Below are 25807 nucleotides of genomic sequence, written 5' to 3'. Positions count from 1 at the left end.
AAAAGGGGTGAAATCCACATGATTCGAAAAGAATCTCGTTCTGAAGTTCGTGCAAAGAAACACTTAAAAATACGTAAGAAAATCCATGGCACAACCGAAAGACCCAGATTATCCGTATTTAGAAGTGATAAACATATCTATGCACAAATCATTGATGATGTTAAAGGAACTACATTAGTTGCAGCATCAACACTGGAAAAAGATATTGCGAAACAGCTCGAAAAAACCAATAATGTGCAGGCAGCTAAGCTAGTAGGCGAAATAGTTGCTCGTAGAGCTTTAGATAAAGGTGTTACTGAAGTGGTATTCGATCGTGGAGGATATATATATCACGGAAAAGTAAAAGCATTAGCTGATGCAGCTAGAGAAGCTGGATTACAATTCTAGTAAAGGAGGGAAAAAGATGCCTAGAACTAAAATTGACGCAAGCAATTTGGACTTAAAAGAAAGAGTAGTTACAATTAAAAGGGTTACCAAGGTAGTTAAAGGTGGACGAAACTTCCGATTCTCTGCTTTAGTAGTTGTTGGTGACGAAAACGGCTATGTAGGTGCTGGATTAGGAAAATCAACTGAAATTCCTGATGCAATCAGAAAAGCTATAGAGGATGCAAAGAAAAACTTAATCTATGTTCCAAGAGATAAAAATGACAGTATTCCTCATGAATTTATAGGAGAATTTGGCAGTGCGAGAGTATTATTAAAACCCGCTGCTGAAGGTACTGGAGTTATTGCAGGTGGTCCAGCTCGTGCGGTACTTGAATTAGCAGGAATTCGCAATATTAGAACAAAATCCTTGGGTTCCAATAATAAGAGAAACGTTGTTAATGCAACGATCGAAGCTCTAAAAAATCTTAAAAATCCAGAAGACGTTGCAAAGTTACGTGGTAAAACATTAGAAGAACTTCTGGGATAAGGAGGAATTGCGATGGCCAATAAATTAAAAATTACATTAGTGAAATCCACAATTGGCGCAAAACCTAAGCAAAAGCTTACTGCACAAGCTTTAGGCCTTACAAAAATGCATAAAACAGTTGAACACCAAGACAATGCAGCCATTCGTGGAATGATTAACAGAATTTCTCATCTCGTAAAGGTTGAAGAAATATAAGAAAATAAGACTTTAAAGGAGGTGCCAAGATGAACTTAAGTGAATTAAGACCAGCAGAAGGTTCCAAACAAAACCGTTTCAGAAAAGGAAGAGGTCATGCTTCTGGTGCAGGTAAAACTGCAGGAAAGGGACATAAAGGTCAGAAAGCACGTTCAGGTGGCGGCGTAAGACCTGGTTTTGAAGGTGGACAAATGCCACTTTACAGACGTCTTCCTAAGAGAGGATTCACAAATAGAAACAGTAAAGAAATCATAGCAATTAATGTAGATCGTTTGAATATCTTTGAAGACAACACAGTAGTAACTGTAGATACTTTAAAAGAAGCAGGCATCATCAAAAATCCTAAAGACGGCGTAAAAATTCTCGGGAACGGAGACATAACCAAGAAATTAACTGTAATGGTTAACTATTACAGCAAATCAGCAGTAGAAAAGATCGAAGCTGCCGGTGGAAAAGCAGAGGTGATTTAGGTGTTCAAAACCCTTAGAAACGCCTGGAAGATACCTGATTTAAGAAAAAGATTAATATATACATTTATGATGTTGTTAGTAATTCGTTTAGGAGCCCATATTCCTGTTCCTGGTGTTAATGCCTCTGCAATCAAGAATTTATTAAAACAGCAGGGAGGAGCTTTAGGGCTTTTTGACATGATTTCTGGTGGGGCATTGCAAAATATGACTATTTTTGCAATGGGAATAGTTCCTTATATTAATGCATCCATTATCCTTCAACTTCTCCAAATAGCTATTCCTAAATTGGAAGAGATGGCTAAAGAAGGAGAAGAAGGAAGAAAAACAATTGCAAAATACACAAGGTATTTGACCATTGTATTGGCTGCAATCCAGGCATGGGGCTTCACCTTTGCAATGCGCAACCAAAACGTTTTAATTAATCCAAATTTATGGTCTTGGATTGTTGCAATTCTTTCATTTGTAGCTGGAACTGCCTTCATGATGTGGATTGGAGAACAGATCACCGAAAAAGGAATCGGCAATGGAACTTCACTGATTATCTTTGTAAACATTGTGTCCAGATTACCTGTAGGTGTCAATGTACTTCTAAGCTATAAAAATTACGTTGTCACGGCGCTCCTGCTAGTAGTCTTCGTAATTATGATTGCTTTTGTTGTTTTGGTGCAACAAGGAGAAAGAAGAATTGCTGTTCAATATGCGAAGAGAACATCAGGAAGAAAGGTATATGGAGGCCAATCCACCCATATTCCTGTGAAAGTAAACTTAGCAGGGGTTATACCAATTATCTTTGCTATGTCTTTACTTCAATTTCCTGAGATGGTAACCAATTTCTTTGTAGCGAATCCAACAGGAGTTTGGGGTAAAATCTTAGTTTGGCTTCGTTGGACTCATCCCTTTGGTGCAGTGCTTTATGCACTCCTTATCCTCTTCTTTACATTCTTCTATTCAACGATCACATTTAATCCAATTGAGATCGCAAATAATATGAAGAAAAACGGAGGATTTATTCCAGGGATCAGACCGGGGAAACCAACAGCAGACTATTTAACTAAAGTTGTTAACCAAATTACACTGGTTGGAGCCATTTTCTTAGCGATCATTGCTCTTATGCCTGTAGCTTTACAGGCGATATTTAAGATGAACGTTAGTTTCGGAGGAACCTCATTACTGATCGTAGTAGGTGTAGCATTGGATACTGTTAAGCAAATGGAAGCTCAAATGCTCATGAGGCATTACAAAGGCTTTTTAAGCTAGAGCCCAAGGAGGAGACCATTATGAGATTGATTATGCTAGGCGCACCGGGAGCTGGCAAAGGAACACAAGCACAACTTCTTTCCAAGGCATATAATATTCCTCAGATTTCTACTGGGGATATACTCAGAATGAATATAAAGAATGAAACGGATTTAGGCAAGAAAGCTAAAGAATACATGGATAAAGGTCTTTTAGTACCTGATGAATTGGTTGTGGAAATTGTAAAAGACAGACTTACCCAGGATGATTGTAAGAACGGTTTCATACTGGACGGATTTCCAAGAACTATACCACAAGCTAAGGCGTTGGATGAGGCTTTGGATCATATGGGTATAAAACTTGACAGAGCTGTAAATGTTCATGTTCCAGATGAAAAGATAATTATAAGAATGAGCGGAAGACGAGTATGCCCACAATGTGGTGCTTCTTATCACATCGAGTTTAAGAAGCCTGCAAAAGAAAACATTTGTGATGAGTGCAGTTCAGATTTAATACAGCGGGATGATGACAAAGAAGAAACCGTCAGAAAAAGATTAGAAATTTACCATGAACAAACTCAACCGTTGATTGAATACTATCAAAATAAGGGAATACTTACAACTGTAGACGGTGTTGGTGAAGTGGAAGAAATAAGTAATCGGATTAAAGAAGCATTGGAAGTGAGTAAATAGTGGGTATAATAATAAAATCTGACGAAGAAGTTAAAAAGATTCGGTCAGCAGGTTTGATTCTAGCAAAAACACACGAACTCCTTGCCCATGCACTTAAGCCAGGAATAACTACACTGGAATTAGATCAGATTGCTGAAGAATTTATTCGTAGTCAAGGTGCTGTTCCTTCATTTAAAGGATTATACGGTTTTCCTGCATCTATATGTACATCAGTGAATGAAGAGGTCGTCCATGGGATCCCCAGTAAGGATGTTAAGCTAAAAGATGGAGATATCATTGGCATCGATATTGGTGTATGTTTAGATGGACTTCATGCCGATGGAGCAAAAACCCATGCTATTGGAGAAGTACCTGAAGAAACAAAAAAACTCATACAAGTTACGAGAGAAAGTTTCTATAAAGGAATCCAATATGCAAAAGCGGGTCATCATTTATATGAAATATCTGCAGCAATACAAGAGTATGTTGAGGCTCATGGATTTTCTGTTGTTCGAGACCTTGTTGGCCATGGAGTAGGACGAAAACTACACGAAGAACCTCAGATTCCAAATTATAAGGTGCCTGGGCGAGGCCCCAAATTACAAAAAGGAATGGTTCTTGCAATAGAGCCAATGGTCAATGCAGGAAGCTATGAAGTAAGAATCTTAAGTAACGATACAGTTGTTACAAGAGACGGCTCTCTTTCAGCCCATTATGAACATACTATTGCTATAACAGATGGCGAACCTGAAATTCTTACAAAATTGTAATAAGGATTGGATGGAGTAAATATGAATGAATATACCATCGGGCAAGTTGTATTTTCAAAATCAGGTCGTGATAAAGGAAGACCGTTTATTATTGTAAAAGTAGAACATCCATATTTATACTTAGTAGACGGCGATCTGAGAAAACTGGAAAAACCAAAGAAGAAAAAAATGATGCACGTGCAAAAGACACATGATGTCATAGAGGATATTAAAACCAAATTGGAAGAAGGTATAGGATTAAAAGATGCTGATATCAGAAAAGCGTTAAGATCTTATTATCCTTCTTCTCCAAAAGCAATAAATGAGGAGGCATGATACCTTGGCGAAGAGTGATGTAATAGAAGTAGAAGGAACCGTGGTAGAAAAGTTACCCAATGCAATGTTCCAAGTAGAGCTGGAAAACGGACATAAGGTGCTGGCACACATTTCCGGAAAGCTTCGAATGAACTTTATTCGCATATTGCCGGGAGACAAAGTGACCATTGAACTTTCTCCCTATGATCTAACAAAAGGCCGAATTGTTTGGAGATCCAAATAAGTCGAGCAGAGGAAAGGAGATAAGCAAATGAAAGTAAGACCTTCTGTAAAACCGATTTGCGAAAAATGTAAAGTAATCAAAAGAAAAGGTCGCATTCGTGTTATTTGCGAAAATCCAAAACATAAGCAAAAACAAGGTTAATGTATAAAAATATGCTTGCTCGAGGGGCAAGCATCCTTGGGCAAGCTTAATGATAAATTTAGAAGTAAAAATAATTGATAAATTATATAATTTATTATATAATCTCATAAGCGGCTGTAAGAAAAAATTGCTGATAGAAGATTAATATGAAAAGATAGATATTAAAAGAAGATTGTAGGAGGTGCACGAGCTATATGGCACGTATTGCAGGTATAGATTTACCAAGAGATAAGCGTGTTGAAATCGGTCTTACTTATATTTATGGAATTGGTCGCGCTACTTCAAATAAGATTTTAAAAGAAGCGGGAATCAATCCTGATACAAGAGTGAGAGATTTAACAGACGATGAAGCAGCAAAACTTCGTGAAATCATTGAAAAGTCCTATGTGGTTGAAGGAGATTTACGTAGAGAAGTTGCGTTAAACATTAAACGTCTTATGGAAATCGGATGTTATAGAGGAATTCGTCACAGAAAAGGTCTTCCTGTAAGAGGACAAAACACTAAGAATAACGCAAGAACAAGAAAAGGACCAAAAAGAACTGTTGCGAACAAGAAAAAATAAGGCATAAAGGAGGTTATGTAGAATGGCAAAGAAAGTAGCTAAAAAGGGAACAACCCGCAGACGCCGCGATAAAAAACATGTTGACCGTGGCCAAGCGCATATTCAGTCTACTTTTAACAATACAATTGTAACGTTAACTGATACCAATGGTAATGCTCTTTCATGGGCAAGTGCTGGTCAATTAGGATTTAGAGGTTCAAGAAAATCCACTCCATATGCAGCTCAAATGGCAGCAGATACTGCAGCAAGAGCAGCTATGGATTACGGTTTGAAATCTGTAGAAGTTTTGGTAAAAGGTCCTGGATCCGGTAGAGAAGCTGCTATTCGTGCGCTTCAAGCAGCAGGATTAGAAGTAACCATGATTAAGGATGTAACTCCAGTTCCTCACAATGGATGTCGTCCGCCAAAACGTAGAAGAGTTTAGTTTTAGGAGGTGTAGACTTAATGGCAAGATATATCGGACCTGTATGCAGACTATGCCGTAGAGAAGGGCAGAAGCTGTATTTAAAAGGAGAAAGATGTTTTTCACCCAAATGTGCTGTAGATAGAAGACCTTATGCTCCAGGACAACATGGTCAAAATAGAAAGAAACTGTCTGAATATGGACTTCAGCTTCGTGAAAAACAAAAAGCTAAAAGAATTTATGGCGTTCTTGAAACACAATTTGCAAATTACTTCGAAGAAGCAGACCGTATTCCTGGAATCACTGGTGAAAACTTACTTCGTTTATTAGAGTTAAGATTGGATAATGTAATTTATCGCTTAGGATATGGACGTTCAAGAACAGAAGCTAGACAAGTTGTTCGCCACAACCATGTTTTAGTAAATGGTAAAAGAGTAAATATCCCATCTTATCAAGTAAAAGTTGGAGATGTTATTGAAATCAAAGAAGATTCCAAATCCATGCAAAGATTTAAGGATATCGTTGAAACAACAGCATCCAGACTTGTACCCGAATGGCTTGAAGCTGATAAAGATAACTTAAGTGGTAAGATTGTTTCTGTACCAAACAGAGATCAAATCGATGTGGAAATTCAAGAAACACTTATCGTAGAGTTATATTCCAAATAATAGTGCATTAATTGTCACCCTCAGAATGATTAAAAACCAAAAAGGAGGGTTTATCGGGTGTTTGAATTTGAAAAACCTCGCATTGAAATTGCTGAGCTGTCTGAAGATGGAAAATATGGACGTTTCGTTGTTGAGCCTTTGGAAAGAGGATATGGAACAACACTTGGAAATAGTCTAAGAAGAATACTCCTTTCTTCTCTCCCGGGTGCTGCAGTAAGCAGTGTGAAGATTGAAAATGTACTCCATGAGTTCAGTACCATTCCTGGAGTTAAAGAAGATGTAACTGAGATTATCTTAAACATTAAAAACTTAGATATCAAGTGCAATAGTGACAGCAATGAACCTAAGATTGCTTATATAGAAGCTGAAGGCGAAGGGGAAGTCACAGCTGCAGACATTAAGGTAGACTCAGATATAGAGATCTTAAATCCTGATCTTCATATTGCTACATTAAGTGGCGGACCTGATAGTAAATTATTTATGGAAATGACCATAATAAAAGGCAGAGGCTATGTAAGCGCGGAAAAGAACAAAAGAAAAGACCAGCCTATAGGGGTAATACCTGTTGATTCTATTTTTACTCCTGTAAGAAGGGTTAATTTTACAGTTGAAAATACCAGAGTTGGTCAAATTACTGATTATGACAAGTTAACACTAGAAGTATGGACCAACGGAACAAAGAAACCAGACGAAGCGATTAGTCTGGGAGCTAAAGTATTAAGTGAACATTTGAATTTGTTCATCAATCTGTCTGAAAATGCAAAAAATGTAGAAGTAATGGTAGAAAAAGAAGAAGACAAAAAAGAAAAAGTCTTGGAAATGAGCATAGAAGAACTGGATTTGTCTGTGCGTTCTTATAACTGTTTGAAACGAGCAGGTATCAATACAGTTGAAGATCTTACTAACCGTACAGAAGAGGAAATGATGAAAGTTCGTAATTTAGGACGCAAATCATTAGAAGAAGTTCTTAACAAACTGGCAGAATTAGGATTTTCCTTAAAGCCCAGTGATGACTAAACTTGTTGATATTCACGAAAAGGAGGTTGAACAATGGCTGGATACAGAAAGTTAGGACGCACTTCTTCTCAGCGTAAAGCATTATTGAGAAACCAAGTGACTAATTTATTATATCATGGCAAAATCAGAACAACTGAGCAAAAAGCAAAAGAAGTTAGAAAGATTGCTGAGAAGCTTATCACCCTTGCTGTAAAAGAAAAGGACAACTTTACTGAAGTAACTGTTAAATCTAAAGTAGCAAGAAAAGATGCAAATGGAAAACGTGTAAAAGAAGTAGTGAATGGTAAGAAAGTTACTGTTTTTGATGAAGTTGAAAAGACCATCAAAAAAGACAATCCTTCCCGCCTTCATGCTAGAAGACAAATGTTAAAGGTTTTATATCCTGTAACAGAAACTAGCGATGTGAAGAAAAGAAGAAACACTAAAAAAGTGGATATGGTTGAAAAATTATTCAATGATATAGCACCCAAATATGCAGACCGTAACGGTGGTTATACAAGAATTATTAAAATTGGACCTCGTAAAGGCGACGGTGCTGAAGAAGTAATTATTGAATTAGTATAATTATATATGTAGGGATTAAGAAGTTCTTCTTAATCCCTACATGTGTATAGTTCATAATTGAAAATTGATTATTCATCTGTTAATGAGAATAATCAATTTTGAGTTATGAAAGATTGAGCGCAAAGGCTGGTGAACATATGGAGAAGATCGTAACTGGGAAAGGGCTTGTATATGAATATTTTACCCAGAATGAAAAAGGCGAAATAGAAAATACATTCAGAGCACTGGACGATTTAAATATAGAAATAGAAAAAGGGCAATTTGTTGTAATACTGGGTCATAACGGTTCAGGCAAATCCACTTTGGCAAAACATCTAAATGCTATTTTACATCCTACAGGAGGAACACTTCTGATTAAAGGAATGGATACAAAAGATGAAAAGAACCTGTGGAATATTCGTCAAAATGCAGGAATGGTATTCCAAAATCCCGATAATCAAATTATCGCAGCAATTGTGGAAGAAGATGTTGCCTTTGGCCCTGAAAATTTAGGAGTGAAACCAGAAAAAATCAGAACTCGTGTTAATGAATCCCTTGCAGCAGTTCAAATGACAGAGTATATGACCCATTCCCCTAATTTACTATCTGGAGGTCAAAAGCAAAGAATAGCAATCGCAGGTGTACTGGCCATGAGACCGGAATGCATTATATTGGACGAGCCGACGGCGATGCTGGATCCGGTAGGACGTAAAGAAGTAATGGAAACCATTCATCGCTTGAACAAAGAAGAAAATATAACCATCATTCATATCACCCATTATATGGAAGAAGCGATCCATGCAGACAGAGTTGTGGTGATGGATCATGGAAAAATAGTAATGGATGGCACTCCAAGAGAAATATTTAGCCAGGTGGAAACCTTAAAGAATTTAGGCTTAGACGTTCCTCAGGTAACCGAACTTGCATATCATATGCAGAAGCAAGGGATAGATATTTCTACAGAAATACTTACGATAGAAGAAGTGGTGGATGCGATATGGCAATTAAGTTTAGAGAAGTAAGTCATGTGTATAGTCAGGGGACTCCTTTCGAAAAAGTTGCCCTTAATAATATCAATCTTCATATTGAAAAAGGCCAATTTGTTGGACTGATCGGGCATACTGGTTCAGGTAAATCTACTCTGATCCAACATTTCAATGGACTGCTTAAGCCTACCAGCGGAGAAATTACCATTCTTGGCCAAAAAATTAATGATCCAAATACATCTTTAAGAGAAATTCGCCAAAAAGTAGGCCTTGTTTTTCAATATCCGGAACATCAGCTCTTTGAAATGACTATTTTTAAAGATGTATCCTTTGGACCTGAGAATATGGGATTATCAAAGGATGAAGTGGATCATAGAGTAAGAGAAGCTTTAAGCATGGTAGGAATTAAGGAAGAAATGTATGAGAAATCTCCTTTTGAACTTTCCGGAGGACAAAAGAGAAGGGTGGCTATTGCCGGAGTTCTTGCCATGAAACCAGAAATCCTGGTTTTGGACGAGCCTACGGCAGGACTTGATCCTAAGGGAAGAGATGAGATACTTGGGCAAATTCAAATGCTTCATGAATCCTTAGGCATTACAGTTATTTTAGTATCCCACAGCATGGAGGATATTGCAAAACTTGTTGATCGAATCATCGTTATGCATAGGGGAAGCGTTGCACTAGATGGAGCTCCAGACAGTGTGTTTGAACATGTGGAGCAATTAGAAAAAATGGGGCTTGCAGCCCCCCAGATCATGTACATTATGAAAGCATTGCGGGAAAAAGGGCTCGATGTTCCTACCAATATATTAACAGTAGAAGAAGGAGCTAGAGAAATAGCTGCCTTACTGAAAAAACAGAAGTAGGTGTAAAGATGCTTAGAGATATTACCATCGGACAATATTACCCAACGGATTCATGGATTCACAGACTTGATCCAAGGGTAAAGATTGTATCTACATTTGTCTTTATTATTGCATTATTCATTGCCAACAGATATATTGGGTATGCACTGACATTTCTATTTTTGGCTTGTATTATCGCAATATCCAAAGTACCAGTCAAGTTTATGTTAAAAGGCTTAAAGGCAATTTTCGTTATTATTTTAATAACCGTAGCTTTAAACATTTTTATGACCCCTGGAGATACGATCATTTGGCAGTACAAGAGCCTTCGAATAACCGGAGAAGGGCTCTATCTGGCAGGATTAATGGCGCTTCGTTTAATCTTTCTCATTATTGGCTCATCCATATTGACCCTTACGACATCCCCAATTCAGTTAACGGATGGCATAGAAAGTATACTTAAGCCATTTAAAAAAGTAGGTATTCCTGCTCATGAAATAGCCATGATGATGACCATTGCACTTCGATTTATCCCTATTCTTTTAGAAGAAACAGATAAAATCATGAAGGCTCAAATGGCAAGGGGAGCAGACTTTGAAAGCGGCGGCATTGTAAAGAGGGCAAAAAGCTTGATTCCTCTTTTAGTACCCCTATTTATTTCAGCTTTCAGAAGAGCCGATGAGCTGGCTATGGCAATGGAAGCAAGATGCTATCGTGGAGGAGAAAACAGGACAAGAATGAAGCAGCTCGTTATAGAAAAACGGGATTATGTTGCGATGGCTGTGATGATCTTTTTCACATCAGCAATGATTTTGATCCGCTTCATTTAATCAAAAGGAATGGTGTGTTTAAATTGAAACATATTTTACTTACCATTGCGTATGATGGCACCAATTATAACGGATGGCAGCGACAGCCCAATGGCATGGGCATACAAGAAAAGATTGAAGAAGCATGCTACAAGATTTTCAGACAAAATCTAAAAGTGATTGGAGCCAGCAGAACAGATACAGGGGTTCATGCTTTGGGGCAGAGAGCCTTAATTCATGTAGACACGAATATTCCAGAGGACAGAATTCCTTACGCACTTAACTCTGTTCTTCCGGAAGATATTGTGATCAGAGATGCTAAAGAAGTTTGTGAGGATTTTCATCCACGTTATAGCGCTATTAATAAAACCTACTACTATCAGATTTTAAATGGAAGATTTCCTATTCCTCAATATAGAAAGATTAGTGCATTTATATCGTCTCATTTAGATATCGATGCAATGCATGAAGCTGCACAGTACTTTGTCGGAACCCATGATTTTGCTGCTTTTTGTTCTACGGGGGGTTCAGCAAAAACAACTGTGAGGACGATTTATAGAGCATCTGTCCAGAAAGAAGGTCCATTTGTGACTTTTAAAGTAACTGGTAACGGATTTTTGTACAATATGGTTCGAATTATGACAGGAACTTTAATCGAAATAGGTTTGGGAAAGAAAGAACCTTCTGATATAAAACAGATTATTTTATCCAAAGATCGCAATTTGGCGGGAAAAACAGCACCACCTCAGGGATTGACGCTGATAGAAATTCAATATGAAGAATGAATTGGAAAAAAACTCTAATAAAATATATTCCTTGACACGCCAGGGTGGATGTACTATAATGAATTTTGTGTAATTATGCCACTTTAAAATCCCTTAGCCCCGGATTTTAAATAGAGACGTGAACACTGTAAGAATTAAGGAGGGTATGTAATGAATACAACATATATGGCGAAAGCTGAAACAATCGAAAGAAAATGGTATGTTGTTGATGCAAAAGACATGACTTTAGGACGTTTGGCTTCCGAAGTTGCTAAGATTCTTCGTGGAAAACATAAACCAATTTATACACCCCATGTAGATACTGGAGATCATGTAATTATCATCAACGCAAAAGATGTAAAATTAACAGGAAAGAAACTGGATCAAAAATATTTCAGATATCATACAGGACATCCTGGTGGATTAAGAGAAATAAAATACAGAGACCTTATGGCAACCAAACCAGAAAAAGTTGTTTACCAAGCAGTTAAAGGCATGCTTCCTAAAAACAGCTTAGGAAGACAAATGATTAAAAAACTTCGTGTGTATAGAGATGCTGAACACAAACATGAAGCTCAAAAACCAGAAGTATTGGAAATCAAATTTTAAGGAAGCGAAGGGAGGATATCTGAATGGCTGAAGTAAGATATTATGGAACAGGTAGAAGAAAAAAATCCATTGCAAGAGTATATTTGGTACCTGGAAATGGAAACTTTAAAATAAATAAAAGAGATATTGATGAATATTTTGGATTAGAAACATTAAAGGTAATAGCAAAACAACCTTTAGTATTAACTGAAACATTAAGCAAATTTGATGTATTAGTAAATGTACACGGTGGTGGATTCACAGGCCAAGCTGGTGCAATCCGTCACGGAATTGCAAGAGCACTTTTACAAGCTGATCCTGAACTTAGACCAGCTCTTAAAAAAGCAGGTTTCTTAACAAGAGACCCAAGAATGAAAGAAAGAAAGAAATACGGTCTCAAAGCTGCAAGAAGAGCTCCTCAATTCTCCAAGAGATAATATTATTACAAACAAGTTTGTTACGCACAAAAGAACCGTCAAGGGAAGAACCTTGGCGGTTTTTGTTGTATAACGAAAACTAAATGTATTTGATGTAGTCTAAAAAGATTAGTCTTTAAATGGGAGACAGTTTGTTACACCCCTTGTCAAGTAAACAAGGAATGTATTAAGGCCTAAGACTAAGGATCGAAATACTTTTGATAAAATATAATAAAATGAATGGAAATTTTAAATATGTAATAAGTTCATGTGTTATCTAAGGAGATCAACTATACAGAGTAAGAGAGAATAAATGCGTAATACAAAAGGGGGAGAAATGTATATGAAGGCAAGAGAATTTTTAGAGATATTGCATGTGGCAGAACGACTAAAGGACACAACAAGACATTGCACAACAACAAAGGGGAGGATTGAGAGTGTAGCTGAACATAGCTGGAGAATCTCACTTATGGCATTTTTATTAAGAAATGAATTTCCAAATGTTAATATTAGTAAGGTTGTGGATATGTGCTTGATTCACGATCTCGGAGAGTGTTTTACAGGAGATATCCCTACATTTAAAAAAACAGATAAGGATAGAGATATGGAAAATACTTTGTTGTATGAGTGGGTAAAATCTTTGCCAGAAGATATTTCAAAAGATATGCAATTACTGTATGCGGAAATGGATGAGCAAAAGACAATAGAAGCAAAATTGTATAAAGCTTTAGATAAACTTGAAGCGTTAATTCAACATAATGAGGCGCCTCTAACGACTTGGTCAGAAAATGAATATGAATTAAATAAGGAATATGCTTTTGATAGTGTAGCATTTTCTGATTGGTTGATGGATTTGAGAAAAGAAATATTAAATGATACATTATATAAAATTGAAAATGAAGCATGAACAATTTCTATTTAATTGTGTTTTTAAGAAGAGTTATGGCAAAGAATAATATAACTTGCAACAATATTGGAAAAGATACGAATGAAGATTGGCATTGAGAATACAAGAAAATTATAATTATTCTTTAAAATCTATATATTAAAGTAGATGTTTTTAAAAATATATGATAAAATAAATAAAGTAATAATATGGGGGAGGTTGTTTAGATGAAAATAACCAATATAAAAGATGTAGATAAGTTTTTTAAAATCGTGGATGAATGCAAAGGGAAAGTTGAACTGGTAACAGCGGAAGGAGACAGATTAAACTTAAAATCCAAGTTGTCGCAATATGTTTCATTTTCAAAGATTTTTAGCGATTTAACAATTTCGGAAATGGAAATTATCGCATACGAACCAGAAGATCTTAATAAACTTATTAGTTTCCTTATGAACGGCTGATCAATTGAGGAATTTTTAGCCAATCTTACTGTAAAGTATAAGCTTTTGTCCTTAAGGGACAAGAGCTTTTTTTTATTGTATAGGGAATTGATCTAATGTCGGTTTTTAATCAGACTATTTGGTTTTAAAAGGAAATATGGTATAATTATCTCAAAAATCACACTAATATCAAAAAAAGGGGTGCGCTATGAGTAAGATAGGGATAAAATCTTTAAAAAGAGTTATGGCAATCTTACTTGTTTTTGTGATTACTTTTTTATTATTGAATTTCTTGATTTTTAAATCTATGTTTTCAAAGTTACAGGCAGATTCAATAAAAACTGTTACTGAATTCAGCAGCACGATTGATGGAGATCAGTTGCAGAAAGTTATAGACAGTCAATCCATGCACAGCACAGAGTATGCAGAAATACAGAAAGCTATGGCAGAATTTAAGAATAATCATGACATTAAATACCTTTATACATTGATGAAAGGAGAAAACAATAAGGCACATATCATTGTGGATGTATCTTTAAATACATCTTCTTTGGGGGAAGAATTTGAATTAGAAAAAGCAATGGAGGAAGCATTCAATGGGAATATTGCTTCTACAGACGAACCGGTAACAGACATGTATGGAACTTTTATTTCTGCTTATGCACCGATAAAAAATTCTTCAGGAGAGGTCATAGCAATTGCCGGCATTGACAAGGATGTAGAGGACTTTTTATACATACGATCTACTATTTTTAAAGCTACGATCATTGTATCAGTAATTTTTTTAATTCTTGCTGCTTTAGTAAGTATGGTCTTTTCCAGAAATATTACTTTGGCAGTTGAGGACATAAAAGATCACTTAATTAAAATGTCACAGGGAGATTTAACTGTATCACTTAACATAAATACAAGAGATGAAATGCAAACGATTGCTGAATCGATCAATCATGTAAGAATGAATACGGTAGATACCCTTAAACGTTTAAAACAGGCCTATCAGTCCATTATGGAGCGTATAGATAGCTTATCAACCATGTCAGAAGAAATGGCTGCATCTTCTGAAGAAGTTGCGTCAAGAATAGAAGAAGTGAACGTAGGAATCAATGCACAATCTAACGAAATGACAAAGATGAATGATATTATTAACCATTTTGGCGTTAAGATTAATGAAGCCGTAAAAGCAATTGAAGAGGTCAATACTAAAATTGTAGGGATTAATTCTAAAGCTCAAAACAGCAATAAAGATTTAATATTGCTGGAAGATGCGATTAAGGGAATCAATGCTTCATTTTCTGATGTGAGAAAAGAAATTAAAGGACTTGGGGATTATTTGTCTCAAATTGGAGAGATTACGGGTATTATCAATAACATTGCAGAACAAACGAACCTCCTGGCATTAAATGCTGCCATAGAGGCAGCACGGGCAGGAGAAGCTGGAAGAGGCTTTGCCGTTGTAGCAGATGAAATAAGAAAGTTGTCAGAGCAATCCAAAAACTCAGCTTTAAGTATAAGCAGTTTACTGGATAATGTGATTACAAGCAGTAATTTGGTCAGAAAGACTTCTAAAAAAATGGATAATCAATTAAGTGAGCAAATAGGTGTCATCAGCAATTCGATCAATTCTTTTAAAGCAATTATCAATGATGTTGAAGAAATTATTCCAAGAATCAATGCTGTAAGCAATAATATGAATGATATTGACCATGAAAAGGCAAATATTATTGAAAGCGTTGAAGCCACCGTTGCTGTAGCGCAGGAGGTTTCTGTCGCATTAAAACAGATTTCAATGTCTTCCGAAGAATTAAGTGCAGCTTCAGAAGAGGTAGCTTCTTCAACTCTGCATTTAAGTCAATTATCGAACAACATCATGGAAACGATAGATCAGTTTAAAATTTAGGATCTTATTTTGCAGGCTTTGTCCGTAAAGGCAAAAACCAGGATCAGACCGACTGCTGTTACAATTGCTCCTACCAAAAGCATTCCTTTAACAGTGGTATAATCTAAAAGCAACCCTCCAATACAGCTGGCAAAGATGCCAGCTGCTGTCATGGAGGCAGATACCAGTGCCTGTCCTTTTGCCTGATCTTCTTTTTCCATACATTCATTGGCATAATAAACAACAGCTGGAGCTAAAAGCGCAAATCCTCCAATTTGCATAAACTGAGCAGTATAAAGCATTACTATAGAATTAGCTAAAAAAATCAGTAAATGTTTTAGCGTAAAAAATACTGAGGAAATGCACAGCCACCAGCCGCAGCTTAATTTAGATTTTATTTTTGAAAAGCTAAACATGGCAGGCAGTTCCAATGCGGCAGCCATAAAGAAACATTTTCCCATTACATCACTATCGGCTCCAAGGGAGGTCACGATCTGGATCATATATTGATTAATCAGGCTATGGCCAAACATAAGACAAATGACGCCTATAAGAAATACAATGAATTTCTTATATTTTTTAAGAAGAATGATACCAGAGACTTCATTTCTTTGCAGTGTTTTTGCTTGCTTTCTGGGAGGTTCATATCGAAAGAGAAGGACCCACACAATCAAACATAAAAAAATAGCTATATAAGTTTTTGGTAGGATTGTAGGAGGCTTTTTCAGGAGTATTTTCCCCATTGCAAATGACATTACTGCAAAAGTCAGAGAACCAAGGCCTCTTGCAAGTCCAAAGTTAATTTTTAGGCCAGTTCCTTCAAATTGGACGCATAAGGAATTCAGCAGAGGTTGTAAAGAATTGGCAAGGGAGTATACTAAAATCATTGTTACAGTAATGAGGAATCCTGATTTTTTTCCCAGGAGCTGAAAAGCTGCGGGCATTAAGAAAATGAGGATGTGACAGCAGGTGAACTTTCGTAATTGGATTTTTGGGTATTTGTCAAGAACACGTCCACTCACCAGCTGAAAGAGTACAGAAAGGATACTTCCTGTAGATGCTATAAGCCCTATTTCTGAATTGGAATATCCGAAATATAGCAGAAATACACTCATAAAACTGCCGACCAGGCAGTATCCCATCCAATAGGTGGCTTGAATCATTGAATAGATCGTTTCAGGTAGTTTTGAATGTTCGTTGTCCATATTAATCTCCGTTCTCTATTTTGCATTTTTTAATCTATGTAATTCCTTTTTAAACATAAGGTATTATACACCATAATCAAAGGAATAAGGTATGTTTTTTTGACAAAAGTAATAGTATATACTATACTGATGTAGTTAATAAATTAACATGCATTAAGGAGAGATACAATGAAAAAGCTACAAGTAACTTTTTTACTTTTTATAATGATGATATTTGCAGTAGGCTGTGGACAAGCAAATACAGCAAAAGAAGAAGCAAAAAAGCCTGATAAAATTGTGATTCAGGCCCCTTCAGCACCACCAACTGCACCTTTAATTAAATTGGTAGAAGATAAGGCATTAGAAGGCAGTGTAGAAGGTGGCAGCATTGAGTTTGTGATTTATCAGAACGTTGAAGAAGCTACCACCAGAGTAGCCAGGGGAGAAGCAGATTTCACAGTGCTTCCTGTTAATGTTATTTCGAAGTTATATAATAAAGAAGCGGATATTTCCCTTCTGAATGTAAATACCTGGGGTATTCTTTACTTATTGTCAAGAGATGGAGAAGTTAAGTCCTGGGAAGATTTAAAAAGTAAAGACTTATTTGTAGGGGCGCAGGGTGCCAGTCCGGATGTTATTACGAGATACTTACTCAGTAAAAATGGAATAAAAGAGGACGAAATCCATATTTCCTATGGGACTTCTCCTGAAATGCTTCAATGGATGATTGCCGGGAAAGCAGATACAGTGGTGCTTCCAGAGCCCTTGGTAACCCAAGGCCTTCTAAAGGCAGAAAATATGCAGATTGCTATGGATTACAGCACGGAATGGGAGAAGATTAATGGAGAAGGCAGCAAATTACCTCAGACAGGTATTGCAGTCAGAACATCCTTTGCCAATGAATATCCTGATGTGGTTGAAGCTTTCCAGAATGCATATAAGGAAGCCTTAGAAGCCGTTGTAAAAGATCCATCCTCCGTATCATCCTTAATAGAAGAAAAGCTGGAAATACCTGCTGCAATCTTTGAAAAATCCATGGAAAGAACAAAATTAGAATTTGCTTCAGCTCAAGAAGCCAAGAAAGATGTGGAAACATATTTAAATGCTTTAAACGAAATATCAGGAGAAATGATAGGGGGAAAACTACCCGATGAAGGATTCTATTACAAGAAATAAGAAGGCTTACCTTCTTATTTCTATTTTTATATTCATTATTATTTGGCAGACTTTATCATCCATTGTTGGACCTTTAATTATGCCTTCTCCTGTTGAAACGGTAAAAACTCTGGTTGATTTGGCTGTACAGCCAGAGTTTTGGAAGGACATTGTAATTTCTATAATAAGGGGCCTTCTTGGTTTTTTACTTGCTATATTGATTGGAACACCTTTAGGCTTTTGGATGGGGCTTAGAGAAGAAATAGAAGCTTTTTTCTATCCTTTTTTGATATTAACCCAGACTACACCCACTGTATCATGGCTGATTCTAGGATGGCTTTGGTTTGGTACAGGGGACGGGGCAGCTGCTATTTTCATCATATGGATCATCGTCATCCCCTTTATTATCGTGAACGTTATGGAAGGCACAAAGCAGCTGGACAAGCAGCTTATGGAAATGGCGAAGGTTTATAAAATTTCTTTTAAAAAAAGAATCCTTCACTTTTATTTTCCTCAAATTTTTCCCTATTGGCTTGCAGGATGTTCCATAGGCAGCGGCTTAACCTGGAAAGGAGTCGCTATGGCAGAACTTTTGACAGCAAGAACTGGAATCGGTGCTGCCATGGGAGTAGCCCGGATTAATTTAGAAATCGCTGAGGTCATTGTGTGGTCGGGCATCCTTGTGCTTTTGGGCTATGGGTCCAGTGCCTTAATCAAAAGGTTAGAAGCAGCATATACAAAAAAATGGCGGTGAAAAAATGCTTATACTAAATAATGTAACCAAACATTATGATGATGTAGTCGTTCTTAAAGATTTCAGCCTTTTTGTAGAAAAGGGCAAAATATATTCCTTACTGGGGCCTTCTGGTTGTGGGAAAACTACTATGCTCAGGCTGATTACAGAACTGGAAAAACCTGATCAGGGGAAAATAGAATTAAAAGGTCAAAGGGTCAGCTATATTTTCCAGGAACCTAGATTATTGCCTTGGGAAACCGTCAGAAAAAATTTGGAACTTGTATGTCCCAAAAAAGAAAGGCAAAAAATCGATGAACTTTTAGAGCTTATGGAGCTTAAAGAGTACGAGGGCGCATACCCTAAAGAATTAAGCGGAGGAATGAAGCAAAGGGTGTCTATTATGAGAGCCTTTTTACACCCCCATGAGATTCTTTTAATGGACGAGCCTTTTCAGGCATTAGATTTAAAATTAAAAGCCATACTCATGAAAGAGATTTATAATTTGCATCAATCTATAAAGAACACCATCCTTTTTGTAACCCATGACTTGGACGAAGCACTCTTGTTGGGGGATGAAATTTTTGTATTGTCTCCAAAACCGGCCAGTGTGGTTAAAAAGTTTTCTGTGAGTACCCCTCAAATGGAAAGAAAATCAGAAGATATGCAGTTCATTAAAGAGGAACTGATAAAGCTTCTAAATCATGCCCCCATCTAAAGTAATCACTTGCCCTGTCATATAATTGGCAGCGTCAGAGCAAAGATAAAGACATAAGTTTGCGACATCTTTCGGATTTCCCATTCGCATCAGAGGGATCTGATCAATGAGGGTATTTTTTTCATCATCATCAAGCCAGGTATTCATTTGTGTGTCAATCACTCCGCAGGCTATGGCATTGACTCTTATATTTGAAGGTCCCAGCTCCCTGGCCAGAGCCTTTGTGAAGCTGTTTACGCCTCCTTTTGATGCCGAATAGGCCACCTCGCAGGAAGCACCGCTAACACCCCAGATGGATGAGATATTTAATATGGTTCCGTGATGATTTCTGATCATGGGAGGAAGGGCTGCGTGACAACAGTTATAAAGAGAAGTCAAATTCACATCGATGATTCTTTTCCACTGCTGAGGTGTGGTTTCTGTGAATAACCCTATATAAGAAATACCAGCATTGTTGATAAGTATGTCAACCTGATTAAATTTTTCATGGATGGTTTCAAACATGGATGCAACAAAATCATAATCGGATACGTCTCCCAGAAAATAAAGACAACGCCCGCCTAAAAGATGTATTTCTTCTTGCAAAGTCTCTAAAGCACTAATATTTGTGGAACTGTTAATGACAACAATTGCGCCTTCTTTTGCAAAGGAAAGGGCGATTTCTTTTCCGATTCCTCTGGAAGACCCTGTAATGACAACAACTTTATCCTTAAATTGCATTCTATTCACCTCAAACATTTTATTTTTTTACAAAAAGAGATTTATCATCAAAATTAATTTACATTTAAATTATTTTGGATTATTATATACTACGGTGATATTCCAATGCAAATATAAGCCGATTTTCAATCATTTTGCAGGAAATTTTATGCTTTTGTTGCAACTTTATCATTTATGTAGGATAATATTATGTTGGAGGTATGAGGGGGAAAAACGTGGAAGATACTAATAATAGTTTAAAATCTCATAATAATATTAAAAAAATAGTTACCATTATCATAGGGATCATTGTAGTATTAGGAAGTTTTTTGCTTTTTATAAGAACTTCCGATTCAAAAGGACAAGAACTGGAATCGGATGAAAATATAATAGATAGCGACAAGATTAAACAAGAGATAGTAAAAGAGGATAAAAATAAAGATAAAAAGAATCATGAACCCCAAAATATTACAGGCTTGATTATTGGTTTGGATGAATCTAAGGTATTGACAGATGTAGTTATGGTTGTTCATTTTGACCCAACTAGCAAAGAGATACGCCTGATCTCTATTCCCAGGGATTTTTATGTGGATTTTGAAGATCCTAGATTTTCTTCAATTAAAGAAAACAATCCTAATATAAAGGTTAATTATAGTAAACTTACAGAAGTGTATAATCGTATTAAAGATAAAGATAAGGCAGTAAAAGCAATTAAAGAAATAGCAGAACAAATAGTAGGATTTCCTCTTGATTATTATGTAAAGATCGATTTGGACGGTTTTAAAGCTGTTATTGATCTGGTAGGAGGAGTAGAAGTAGAATTGCCAAATGGAGATACACAGATATTGGACAGTGAGAAGGCAGAAGAGTTTGTCAGAAATCGCTATGGGCATGCAGATGGAGATTTTGGAAGAATCAGAATGCAACAGCTGGTTATAAAGTCCTTGACGAAAAAAATTATGGAAATGCGAAATCCTGTTGAAATATCAAAAGTTGTTAGAGAAGGTTACAAAAATATAGAGACAGATTTTAGCCTTCTGGATGGAATGAAGTATATTCAATATTTATTAGATGTTAAGTCAGAGGACATTTTCCAGAATAAAAACATGGTAACCATTCCGACTAAAGGAGAAAAGATCGACGGAATTTGGTACGAAATGCAAGACAAAGAAAAAACTAAGGAAATATTGGACAAGTTGTTCGAATTATAAAAATAGCAAAGAACTTTGAGGTGAAATCAATGGCTAAAACGAATAAGAAACAAAAAAGTAAACAGTATTTGGTTAAAAGATTTTTTTCCATTGTATTTTTAATCGTCTTCTCATTTTTGGTTTTAGCTGGCATAGGAGCTTATGGATATCTGCATTTTGCAAAGAATGATTTCGATGGGATGATGCCCAGCCAAAAGAATCAGCAAAAAAAAGGTGTTATGGATTTATTTAAAAAAACGCCTAAAAAAATCAGGACCAATGTAGCCATATTTGGAGTAGACAAAGGCGGAATGAGAACAGATGTAATCATTGTAGCGACGTTTAACAGTGAAACCAAAAAAATCAATCTTGTTTCCGTTCCAAGGGATACAAGAGTATTCTTAACAGAATCCATGCTTGCAGATATGAGAAGCAGAACATCCGGAGTACCAGATACGGTTAAAATCAATGAAGTTCATGCCTATGCAGGGAAAGAAAAGGCTAACGAATATTCTGTTAAAGAAGTAGAAAGACTTTTAGGGATCGATATAGATTACTTTGTTAAAGTGGATATTGAAGCATTCCGTAAAATCGTAGATCAAATAGGCGGTGTTGAAATGACCCTGGACAGAGATTACTACTATGTAGACAGAGCCGGGGGATTATACATTAATCTAAAGGCAGGACCCCAGACTTTAAATGGAGAACAGGCAGAACAGCTGGTGCGCTATAGAAAAGATTACGGGGATTTAGGAAGAATACAAACCCAGCAAAAATTCTTAAAGGCTTTTGCCCAAAAGATGTTAAGCCCTTCCAATATCAAAAATGCTCCGGCAATTGTTAAGATACTTTTTGATTATGTAGAGACAGATGTAGACTTGACTGATGCTCTGCAGTATGTGCAATACTTAGATGATATTGATCTTAACAATATAGAAATGACTACAATTCCTGGAGAAGCCCAATACATTGGCAATAAATCTTATTTCATTCATGATGAAGAAGGCACAAAAGAATTGGTAGAAAAAATATTCTTCTCAGATGACAAGAATGAAGCGACTACGACAGCAAACAGTAAGAATGCAAGGATCGAAGTGTTGAATGGCGGGTCTGTGTCAGGATTGGCTCAGACTACCGGCGATCAACTAAAATCTGACGGATATAATGTTGTTCATATAGGAAATTATGAAGGAACCAGGGAACAAAACACAAGAATTTTCGTCCGTAAAGAAGGATGGGGAGAAGACTTAAAGGCATACTTTAAAAACAGTACAGTGATTGTTGACGAATCCGCTTTAAGCGATGATGTAGACATTCAAATTGTATTGGGCCTGAGTGAAAAATAATATATGGTATGGAAACTGTATTCATGCGAATACAGTTTTTCATTATGTGCCATTGATTTCTAGTATCCCCGGTGTTAATCTATATATAGTTATGCAAAAAAATACAAAAATAAGGGGGGATCATAAAGGTTAGGCAATAAATGCTATTGTGACATCATCGATGAAGGAGGAATTGATTAATGAAACGAAGATACAATAAAATATTTTACATATGTCTTATTTTTTGCTTTGTTTTAACAAATGTGGTTCCGCAAGTCGCAGAAGCTGCGCTGAGCAATGTATTACATAAACAGGTGGATGAACAGGAAATCAGAAAAGGAGTTACTTACATAAAAGACAGACGTTTAACAGAGGACGGCTGGCTGGATACCCATATTTTAAAAGTGGATATAACCAATCCTTATATACGTTTGGATGTTATTGAGTCCAGGAATGAGTATAATCTGAAAGAAACAACTACCGATTTGGTTAAATCCAATGGAGCCGTAGCCGGTATTAATGGGGACTTTTTTGATATGTCCAAAAACCCAACAGCTTCTTTAGGAATGGTTATCAGGGATGGAAAACTGATCTCTGCCAGCAATTATGTCAATTTAAAAGAAAATCAATGGACCACCTTTTTCATGGATGAAGGCGGTATGCCATTTATTGATTACTGCAAAGTTGCTATGTATTTTTATAACGAAGACAGGGTATCTTTTGAAATTGCAGGAATCAATAAGGTAACAACATTTAAGAAAGGCGTATACTTAGACAGAAATGCATATACCACAACTGCTCAGGTGGACAAAATCAATAATACTTTGTACAAAATTGTTGTGGAAAATGACGTGATTACATATATCTCTCAAAAAGGTGAGACTGTTGAGATTCCTAAAGACGGATATGTTATTGCCATAGAAGAATCGGTGGCCGTTCCAAAGATCAATCAATTTCAAATAGGGCAGAGAGTAACCTTTGATTTACAGACATCTATTGACTTAAGCAAGATCAAAATGGCGCTAGGCGGCGCAGGAAAAATAGTGGACAAGGGAAGCGTTCCTGCAAATCCAGGTCATCTAGTGTCTCCTAATGCAAGAAATCCAAGAACGGCATTAGGTATTTCTAAAGACGGCACAACAGTATATCTGATTGCTGTAGACGGCAGGAATCAAAGTTTAGGGGCAACCCATGGTGAAATGACTTCTCTGCTGTTGGGATATGGTATATATGATGCCATCCATTTAGATGGTGGCGGTTCTACTACCATGGCAGCAAAGCCAGCGGGAAAAGCAGAAGTAACACTTCTAAACAAGCCTTCTGACGGAACCCAGAGGAAAGTAGTCAACGGGCTTGGAGTTTTTTTAGATGTACCAACAGGAAGTTTATCTGGAATTCGTATTGTACCTAAATATACCAGAGTATTTAAAAATACGGGCGTTGAAATGAGTGTAATAGGATACGATGAAAATTTAAACCCTGTTAATATTTCCATAAATGAAATCAAGTGGAGTACAGAAAACATATCCGGGAAATGGTCAGGGAATGTATTTTATCCTGAATCTGTTGGAACCGGTATTATTACTGCACAAATTGGAGATGTCAAAGGAAGGACCACATTAACCTGTATGGGAACTCCACAGGAATTAAAAGTTACTCCTGAAGCCATTCAGTTAAAACCCGGTGAAAGCGTGAATCTGAAAGTCGAAGGCTTAGACGGAGAAGGATATCGGGCTTCCATTGACTGGAATAAGTTAACATGGAAAGTCGATGGTGTCTTAGGAACAGTAAAGGATGGTAAATTTATTGCAGGAAACAGCTCTGGACAAGGTGTACTGGAAGGGGCACTGGGAGAGATAAAAGTATATGTTCCTGTGGTAATCGGCGAACAAGTGACTGCTGTGGAATCCTTCGAATCCCAGGCAAATGTAGAGTGGACAAGTTATCCAAGCTATGTAACCGGCCAGGTTACCATTGACAGCACTGTAAGTTACGAAGGGAAAAAATCAGTAAAGATGACTTATTCTTTTAAAGCAAAGCCTAATGAAACTCAGGCGGCTTATTTACAATTTAAGAAGCCTTTAAACCTGAAAGCAAATTCTAAAGCCATTGGTATGTGGGTTTATGGAGATTCATCAAAAGATTGGTTAAGGGGAAGAATTATTGATGGCAATGGAAGCAGCCATACCATTAATTTTGCGAGTCAAATTGACTGGAAGGGTTGGAAATATGTAAAGGCAGAAATACCAAAAACTGCAGTATCTCCAATTTCTTTAGACAGAATTTATGCAGTTACTCTGAACAATACCGCAGAGCGAAATAACACTCTTTACATCGACCACATATCCACCATAGCTTCTCCGGAAGTAAATAGAAATAATTTGCCTTCAAGCACTAAGATTAAGGACAAATATGAGAAGTCCTTATCAAAAGATTCCGGACAAAATACTGTTGACATCACTGTTTTTGGCACAACATCCAATAAAAACACATTGCTGGATGAAGTGGTTCAAAGGGAAGTCCTTGCTCAAATGAACAATGCTTCTTTTAGTATTTATGCAGGCAGTACAGATATCAAAGTATCCGACATTAAAGTGCCTCATATGATCTGGAACAGCCAATATGCTGTAAAAGACTTAAACAACACAAGAATTATTCAACTGAGTGCATCAAAGGGCGGAATCAGAGCTACCAATCCTGAACAGTGGAAGTACCTGCAAAAAGATCTGCAGACGGAACAACCCCATATTATCATTGTTATGGATAAGAATCCTTTAAGTTCAGGAAGTTTTAAAGATTCTATGGAAGCAGAATTATTCCATAATGTACTCAAAAAAGTGCGGGAAGAACAGGGCAAGAATATATTTGTAGTCAGTGCGGAAGGTTATACTACAAGTGTTCAGGTTAAAGAAGGCGTAAGATATATCAATCTGAACGGATTATGGTATTCTGGCCAGGATGTGAATCTCTACAATGATTTTTCAATATTAAGGTTTAGAATAAAAGATTCGGAGATTTATTACGATATTCAGCCAGTATATCCAGCTGTTATTGTAAATTAGGGG

The 25807-nt window shown here is 36.7% G+C and carries 32 protein-coding genes; 30 read left to right on the top strand and 2 right to left on the bottom strand.

Annotated elements, in window-relative coordinates; translation table 11 throughout:
* Positions 1 to 18: 18 nt before the first annotated feature.
* From rplR to JOD07_RS00765, 24 genes are all read left to right on the top strand, one after another.
* Positions 19 to 387 (top strand): 50S ribosomal protein L18, encoded by a 369-nt coding sequence (gene rplR / locus JOD07_RS00880; RefSeq protein ID WP_158739787.1) that lies wholly within the window; start codon positions 19 to 21, stop codon positions 385 to 387.
* Between the two features lie 16 nt (positions 388 to 403).
* Entirely contained in the window at positions 404 to 913 is a 510-nt protein-coding gene (gene rpsE, locus JOD07_RS00875; RefSeq protein WP_158739786.1) for a 30S ribosomal protein S5, read from the top strand.
* A 12-nt stretch (positions 914 to 925) separates the two neighbouring features.
* Positions 926 to 1108: a 50S ribosomal protein L30 gene (gene rpmD / locus JOD07_RS00870; RefSeq protein WP_158739785.1), complete on the top strand. Its 183-nt coding sequence runs from the start codon at positions 926 to 928 to the stop codon at positions 1106 to 1108.
* A gap of 29 nt (positions 1109 to 1137) precedes the next feature.
* Positions 1138 to 1578 (top strand): 50S ribosomal protein L15, encoded by a 441-nt coding sequence (gene rplO, locus JOD07_RS00865; protein ID WP_158739784.1) that lies wholly within the window; start codon positions 1138 to 1140, stop codon positions 1576 to 1578.
* Positions 1579 to 2835, top strand: a complete 1257-nt coding sequence (gene secY / locus JOD07_RS00860) for a preprotein translocase subunit SecY (RefSeq protein WP_158739783.1) — start codon at positions 1579 to 1581, stop codon at positions 2833 to 2835.
* A gap of 20 nt (positions 2836 to 2855) precedes the next feature.
* Positions 2856 to 3506, top strand: coding sequence for an adenylate kinase (locus JOD07_RS00855; protein WP_204611654.1), 651 nt, complete (start codon positions 2856 to 2858; stop codon positions 3504 to 3506).
* Positions 3506 to 4255: a type I methionyl aminopeptidase gene (gene map, locus JOD07_RS00850; RefSeq protein WP_243144549.1), complete on the top strand. Its 750-nt coding sequence runs from the start codon at positions 3506 to 3508 to the stop codon at positions 4253 to 4255. Before JOD07_RS00855 ends, map begins: the two co-directional genes overlap by 1 nt.
* A 21-nt stretch (positions 4256 to 4276) precedes the next feature.
* A complete protein-coding gene (locus tag JOD07_RS00845) occupies positions 4277 to 4570 on the top strand; it encodes a KOW domain-containing RNA-binding protein (RefSeq protein WP_158739781.1) in 294 nt (97 codons plus the stop codon).
* 4 nt (positions 4571 to 4574) lie between these two features.
* Positions 4575 to 4793, top strand: coding sequence for a translation initiation factor IF-1 (infA, locus tag JOD07_RS00840; RefSeq protein WP_158739780.1), 219 nt, complete (start codon positions 4575 to 4577; stop codon positions 4791 to 4793).
* A 27-nt stretch (positions 4794 to 4820) separates the two neighbouring features.
* Positions 4821 to 4934: a 50S ribosomal protein L36 gene (gene rpmJ, locus JOD07_RS00835; RefSeq protein WP_058485943.1), complete on the top strand. Its 114-nt coding sequence runs from the start codon at positions 4821 to 4823 to the stop codon at positions 4932 to 4934.
* Between the two features lie 194 nt (positions 4935 to 5128).
* A complete protein-coding gene (rpsM, locus tag JOD07_RS00830) occupies positions 5129 to 5497 on the top strand; it encodes a 30S ribosomal protein S13 (RefSeq protein WP_158739779.1) in 369 nt (122 codons plus the stop codon).
* 22 nt (positions 5498 to 5519) lie between these two features.
* A complete protein-coding gene (rpsK, locus tag JOD07_RS00825; protein WP_158739778.1) occupies positions 5520 to 5921 on the top strand; it encodes a 30S ribosomal protein S11 in 402 nt (133 codons plus the stop codon).
* 20 nt (positions 5922 to 5941) lie between these two features.
* Positions 5942 to 6568 (top strand): 30S ribosomal protein S4, encoded by a 627-nt coding sequence (gene rpsD / locus JOD07_RS00820; RefSeq protein WP_158739777.1) that lies wholly within the window; start codon positions 5942 to 5944, stop codon positions 6566 to 6568.
* Between the two features lie 57 nt (positions 6569 to 6625).
* Positions 6626 to 7585 (top strand): DNA-directed RNA polymerase subunit alpha, encoded by a 960-nt coding sequence (locus JOD07_RS00815; protein ID WP_158739776.1) that lies wholly within the window; start codon positions 6626 to 6628, stop codon positions 7583 to 7585.
* Between the two features lie 33 nt (positions 7586 to 7618).
* On the top strand, positions 7619 to 8149 hold the full coding sequence (locus tag JOD07_RS00810; RefSeq protein WP_158739775.1) for a bL17 family ribosomal protein: 531 nt from the start codon (positions 7619 to 7621) through the stop codon (positions 8147 to 8149).
* 137 nt (positions 8150 to 8286) lie between these two features.
* Positions 8287 to 9150 (top strand): energy-coupling factor transporter ATPase, encoded by an 864-nt coding sequence (locus JOD07_RS00805; protein ID WP_158739774.1) that lies wholly within the window; start codon positions 8287 to 8289, stop codon positions 9148 to 9150.
* Entirely contained in the window at positions 9126 to 9980 is an 855-nt protein-coding gene (locus JOD07_RS00800) for an energy-coupling factor transporter ATPase (RefSeq protein ID WP_158739773.1), read from the top strand. The genes JOD07_RS00805 and JOD07_RS00800 overlap by 25 nt, the downstream gene beginning before the upstream one ends.
* Before the next feature lie 8 nt (positions 9981 to 9988).
* On the top strand, positions 9989 to 10789 hold the full coding sequence (locus JOD07_RS00795) for an energy-coupling factor transporter transmembrane component T family protein (RefSeq protein WP_158739772.1): 801 nt from the start codon (positions 9989 to 9991) through the stop codon (positions 10787 to 10789).
* Positions 10790 to 10803: 14 nt separating this feature from the next.
* Entirely contained in the window at positions 10804 to 11553 is a 750-nt protein-coding gene (gene truA, locus JOD07_RS00790; RefSeq protein ID WP_330576532.1) for a tRNA pseudouridine(38-40) synthase TruA, read from the top strand.
* A 150-nt stretch (positions 11554 to 11703) separates the two neighbouring features.
* Positions 11704 to 12141, top strand: coding sequence for a 50S ribosomal protein L13 (rplM, locus tag JOD07_RS00785; protein WP_158739771.1), 438 nt, complete (start codon positions 11704 to 11706; stop codon positions 12139 to 12141).
* 23 nt (positions 12142 to 12164) lie between these two features.
* Positions 12165 to 12557, top strand: a complete 393-nt coding sequence (rpsI, locus tag JOD07_RS00780; protein ID WP_158739770.1) for a 30S ribosomal protein S9 — start codon at positions 12165 to 12167, stop codon at positions 12555 to 12557.
* 322 nt (positions 12558 to 12879) lie between these two features.
* Complete coding sequence (locus tag JOD07_RS00775; protein WP_158739769.1) at positions 12880 to 13443, top strand: HD domain-containing protein; 564 nt, start codon at positions 12880 to 12882, stop codon at positions 13441 to 13443.
* Positions 13444 to 13649: 206 nt separating this feature from the next.
* Positions 13650 to 13883: a polya polymerase gene (locus JOD07_RS00770; protein WP_158739768.1), complete on the top strand. Its 234-nt coding sequence runs from the start codon at positions 13650 to 13652 to the stop codon at positions 13881 to 13883.
* A gap of 187 nt (positions 13884 to 14070) precedes the next feature.
* The gene (locus JOD07_RS00765; RefSeq protein ID WP_158739767.1) at positions 14071 to 15759 is read left to right on the top strand and encodes a methyl-accepting chemotaxis protein; all 1689 of its coding nucleotides are present in this window, start codon (positions 14071 to 14073) and stop codon (positions 15757 to 15759) included.
* Here JOD07_RS00765 and JOD07_RS00760 read toward each other — a convergent pair.
* Positions 15756 to 16943 (bottom strand): MFS transporter, encoded by a 1188-nt coding sequence (locus JOD07_RS00760; protein WP_204611652.1) that lies wholly within the window; start codon positions 16941 to 16943, stop codon positions 15756 to 15758. The genes JOD07_RS00765 and JOD07_RS00760 overlap by 4 nt on opposite strands.
* Positions 16944 to 17111: 168 nt before the next feature.
* Between JOD07_RS00760 and JOD07_RS00755 the strand changes: the two genes are divergently transcribed.
* The 3 genes from JOD07_RS00755 to JOD07_RS00745 are packed head-to-tail and all read left to right on the top strand — an operon-like array spanning position 17112 to position 19528.
* Positions 17112 to 18098: an ABC transporter substrate-binding protein gene (locus tag JOD07_RS00755; protein WP_204611650.1), complete on the top strand. Its 987-nt coding sequence runs from the start codon at positions 17112 to 17114 to the stop codon at positions 18096 to 18098.
* The gene (locus JOD07_RS00750) at positions 18073 to 18831 is read left to right on the top strand and encodes an ABC transporter permease (RefSeq protein ID WP_204611648.1); all 759 of its coding nucleotides are present in this window, start codon (positions 18073 to 18075) and stop codon (positions 18829 to 18831) included. Before JOD07_RS00755 ends, JOD07_RS00750 begins: the two co-directional genes overlap by 26 nt.
* A 4-nt stretch (positions 18832 to 18835) precedes the next feature.
* Positions 18836 to 19528 carry an ABC transporter ATP-binding protein gene (locus JOD07_RS00745; protein ID WP_158739763.1) on the top strand — a complete coding sequence of 231 codons (693 nt, stop codon included), beginning with the start codon at positions 18836 to 18838 and terminating at the stop codon, positions 19526 to 19528.
* On the opposite strand, the gene ymfI is transcribed toward JOD07_RS00745, so the two are convergent.
* Positions 19508 to 20248 carry an elongation factor P 5-aminopentanone reductase gene (gene ymfI / locus JOD07_RS00740; RefSeq protein WP_158739762.1) on the bottom strand — a complete coding sequence of 247 codons (741 nt, stop codon included), beginning with the start codon at positions 20246 to 20248 and terminating at the stop codon, positions 19508 to 19510. The two genes, JOD07_RS00745 and ymfI, sit on opposite strands and share 21 nt — an antisense overlap.
* Positions 20249 to 20463: 215 nt before the next feature.
* Here ymfI and JOD07_RS00735 point away from each other — a divergent pair, with 215 nt between their 5' ends.
* The 3 genes from JOD07_RS00735 (at position 20464) to JOD07_RS00725 (ending at position 25804) form a co-directional block, all read left to right on the top strand.
* The gene (locus JOD07_RS00735) at positions 20464 to 21438 is read left to right on the top strand and encodes an LCP family protein (protein WP_158739761.1); all 975 of its coding nucleotides are present in this window, start codon (positions 20464 to 20466) and stop codon (positions 21436 to 21438) included.
* Between the two features lie 29 nt (positions 21439 to 21467).
* Positions 21468 to 22763: an LCP family protein gene (locus tag JOD07_RS00730; protein ID WP_158739760.1), complete on the top strand. Its 1296-nt coding sequence runs from the start codon at positions 21468 to 21470 to the stop codon at positions 22761 to 22763.
* Positions 22764 to 22942: 179 nt separating this feature from the next.
* Positions 22943 to 25804 (top strand): phosphodiester glycosidase family protein, encoded by a 2862-nt coding sequence (locus JOD07_RS00725; RefSeq protein ID WP_204611646.1) that lies wholly within the window; start codon positions 22943 to 22945, stop codon positions 25802 to 25804.
* Positions 25805 to 25807 lie beyond the last annotated feature (3 nt).

Source organism: Defluviitalea raffinosedens (assembly GCF_016908775.1).
In the GTDB taxonomy this organism is placed as follows: Bacteria; Bacillota; Clostridia; order Lachnospirales; family Defluviitaleaceae; genus Defluviitalea; species Defluviitalea raffinosedens.
Note: the sequence above shows the minus strand (reverse complement) of the source record. Positions and strands in the feature narration are given on the sequence as shown.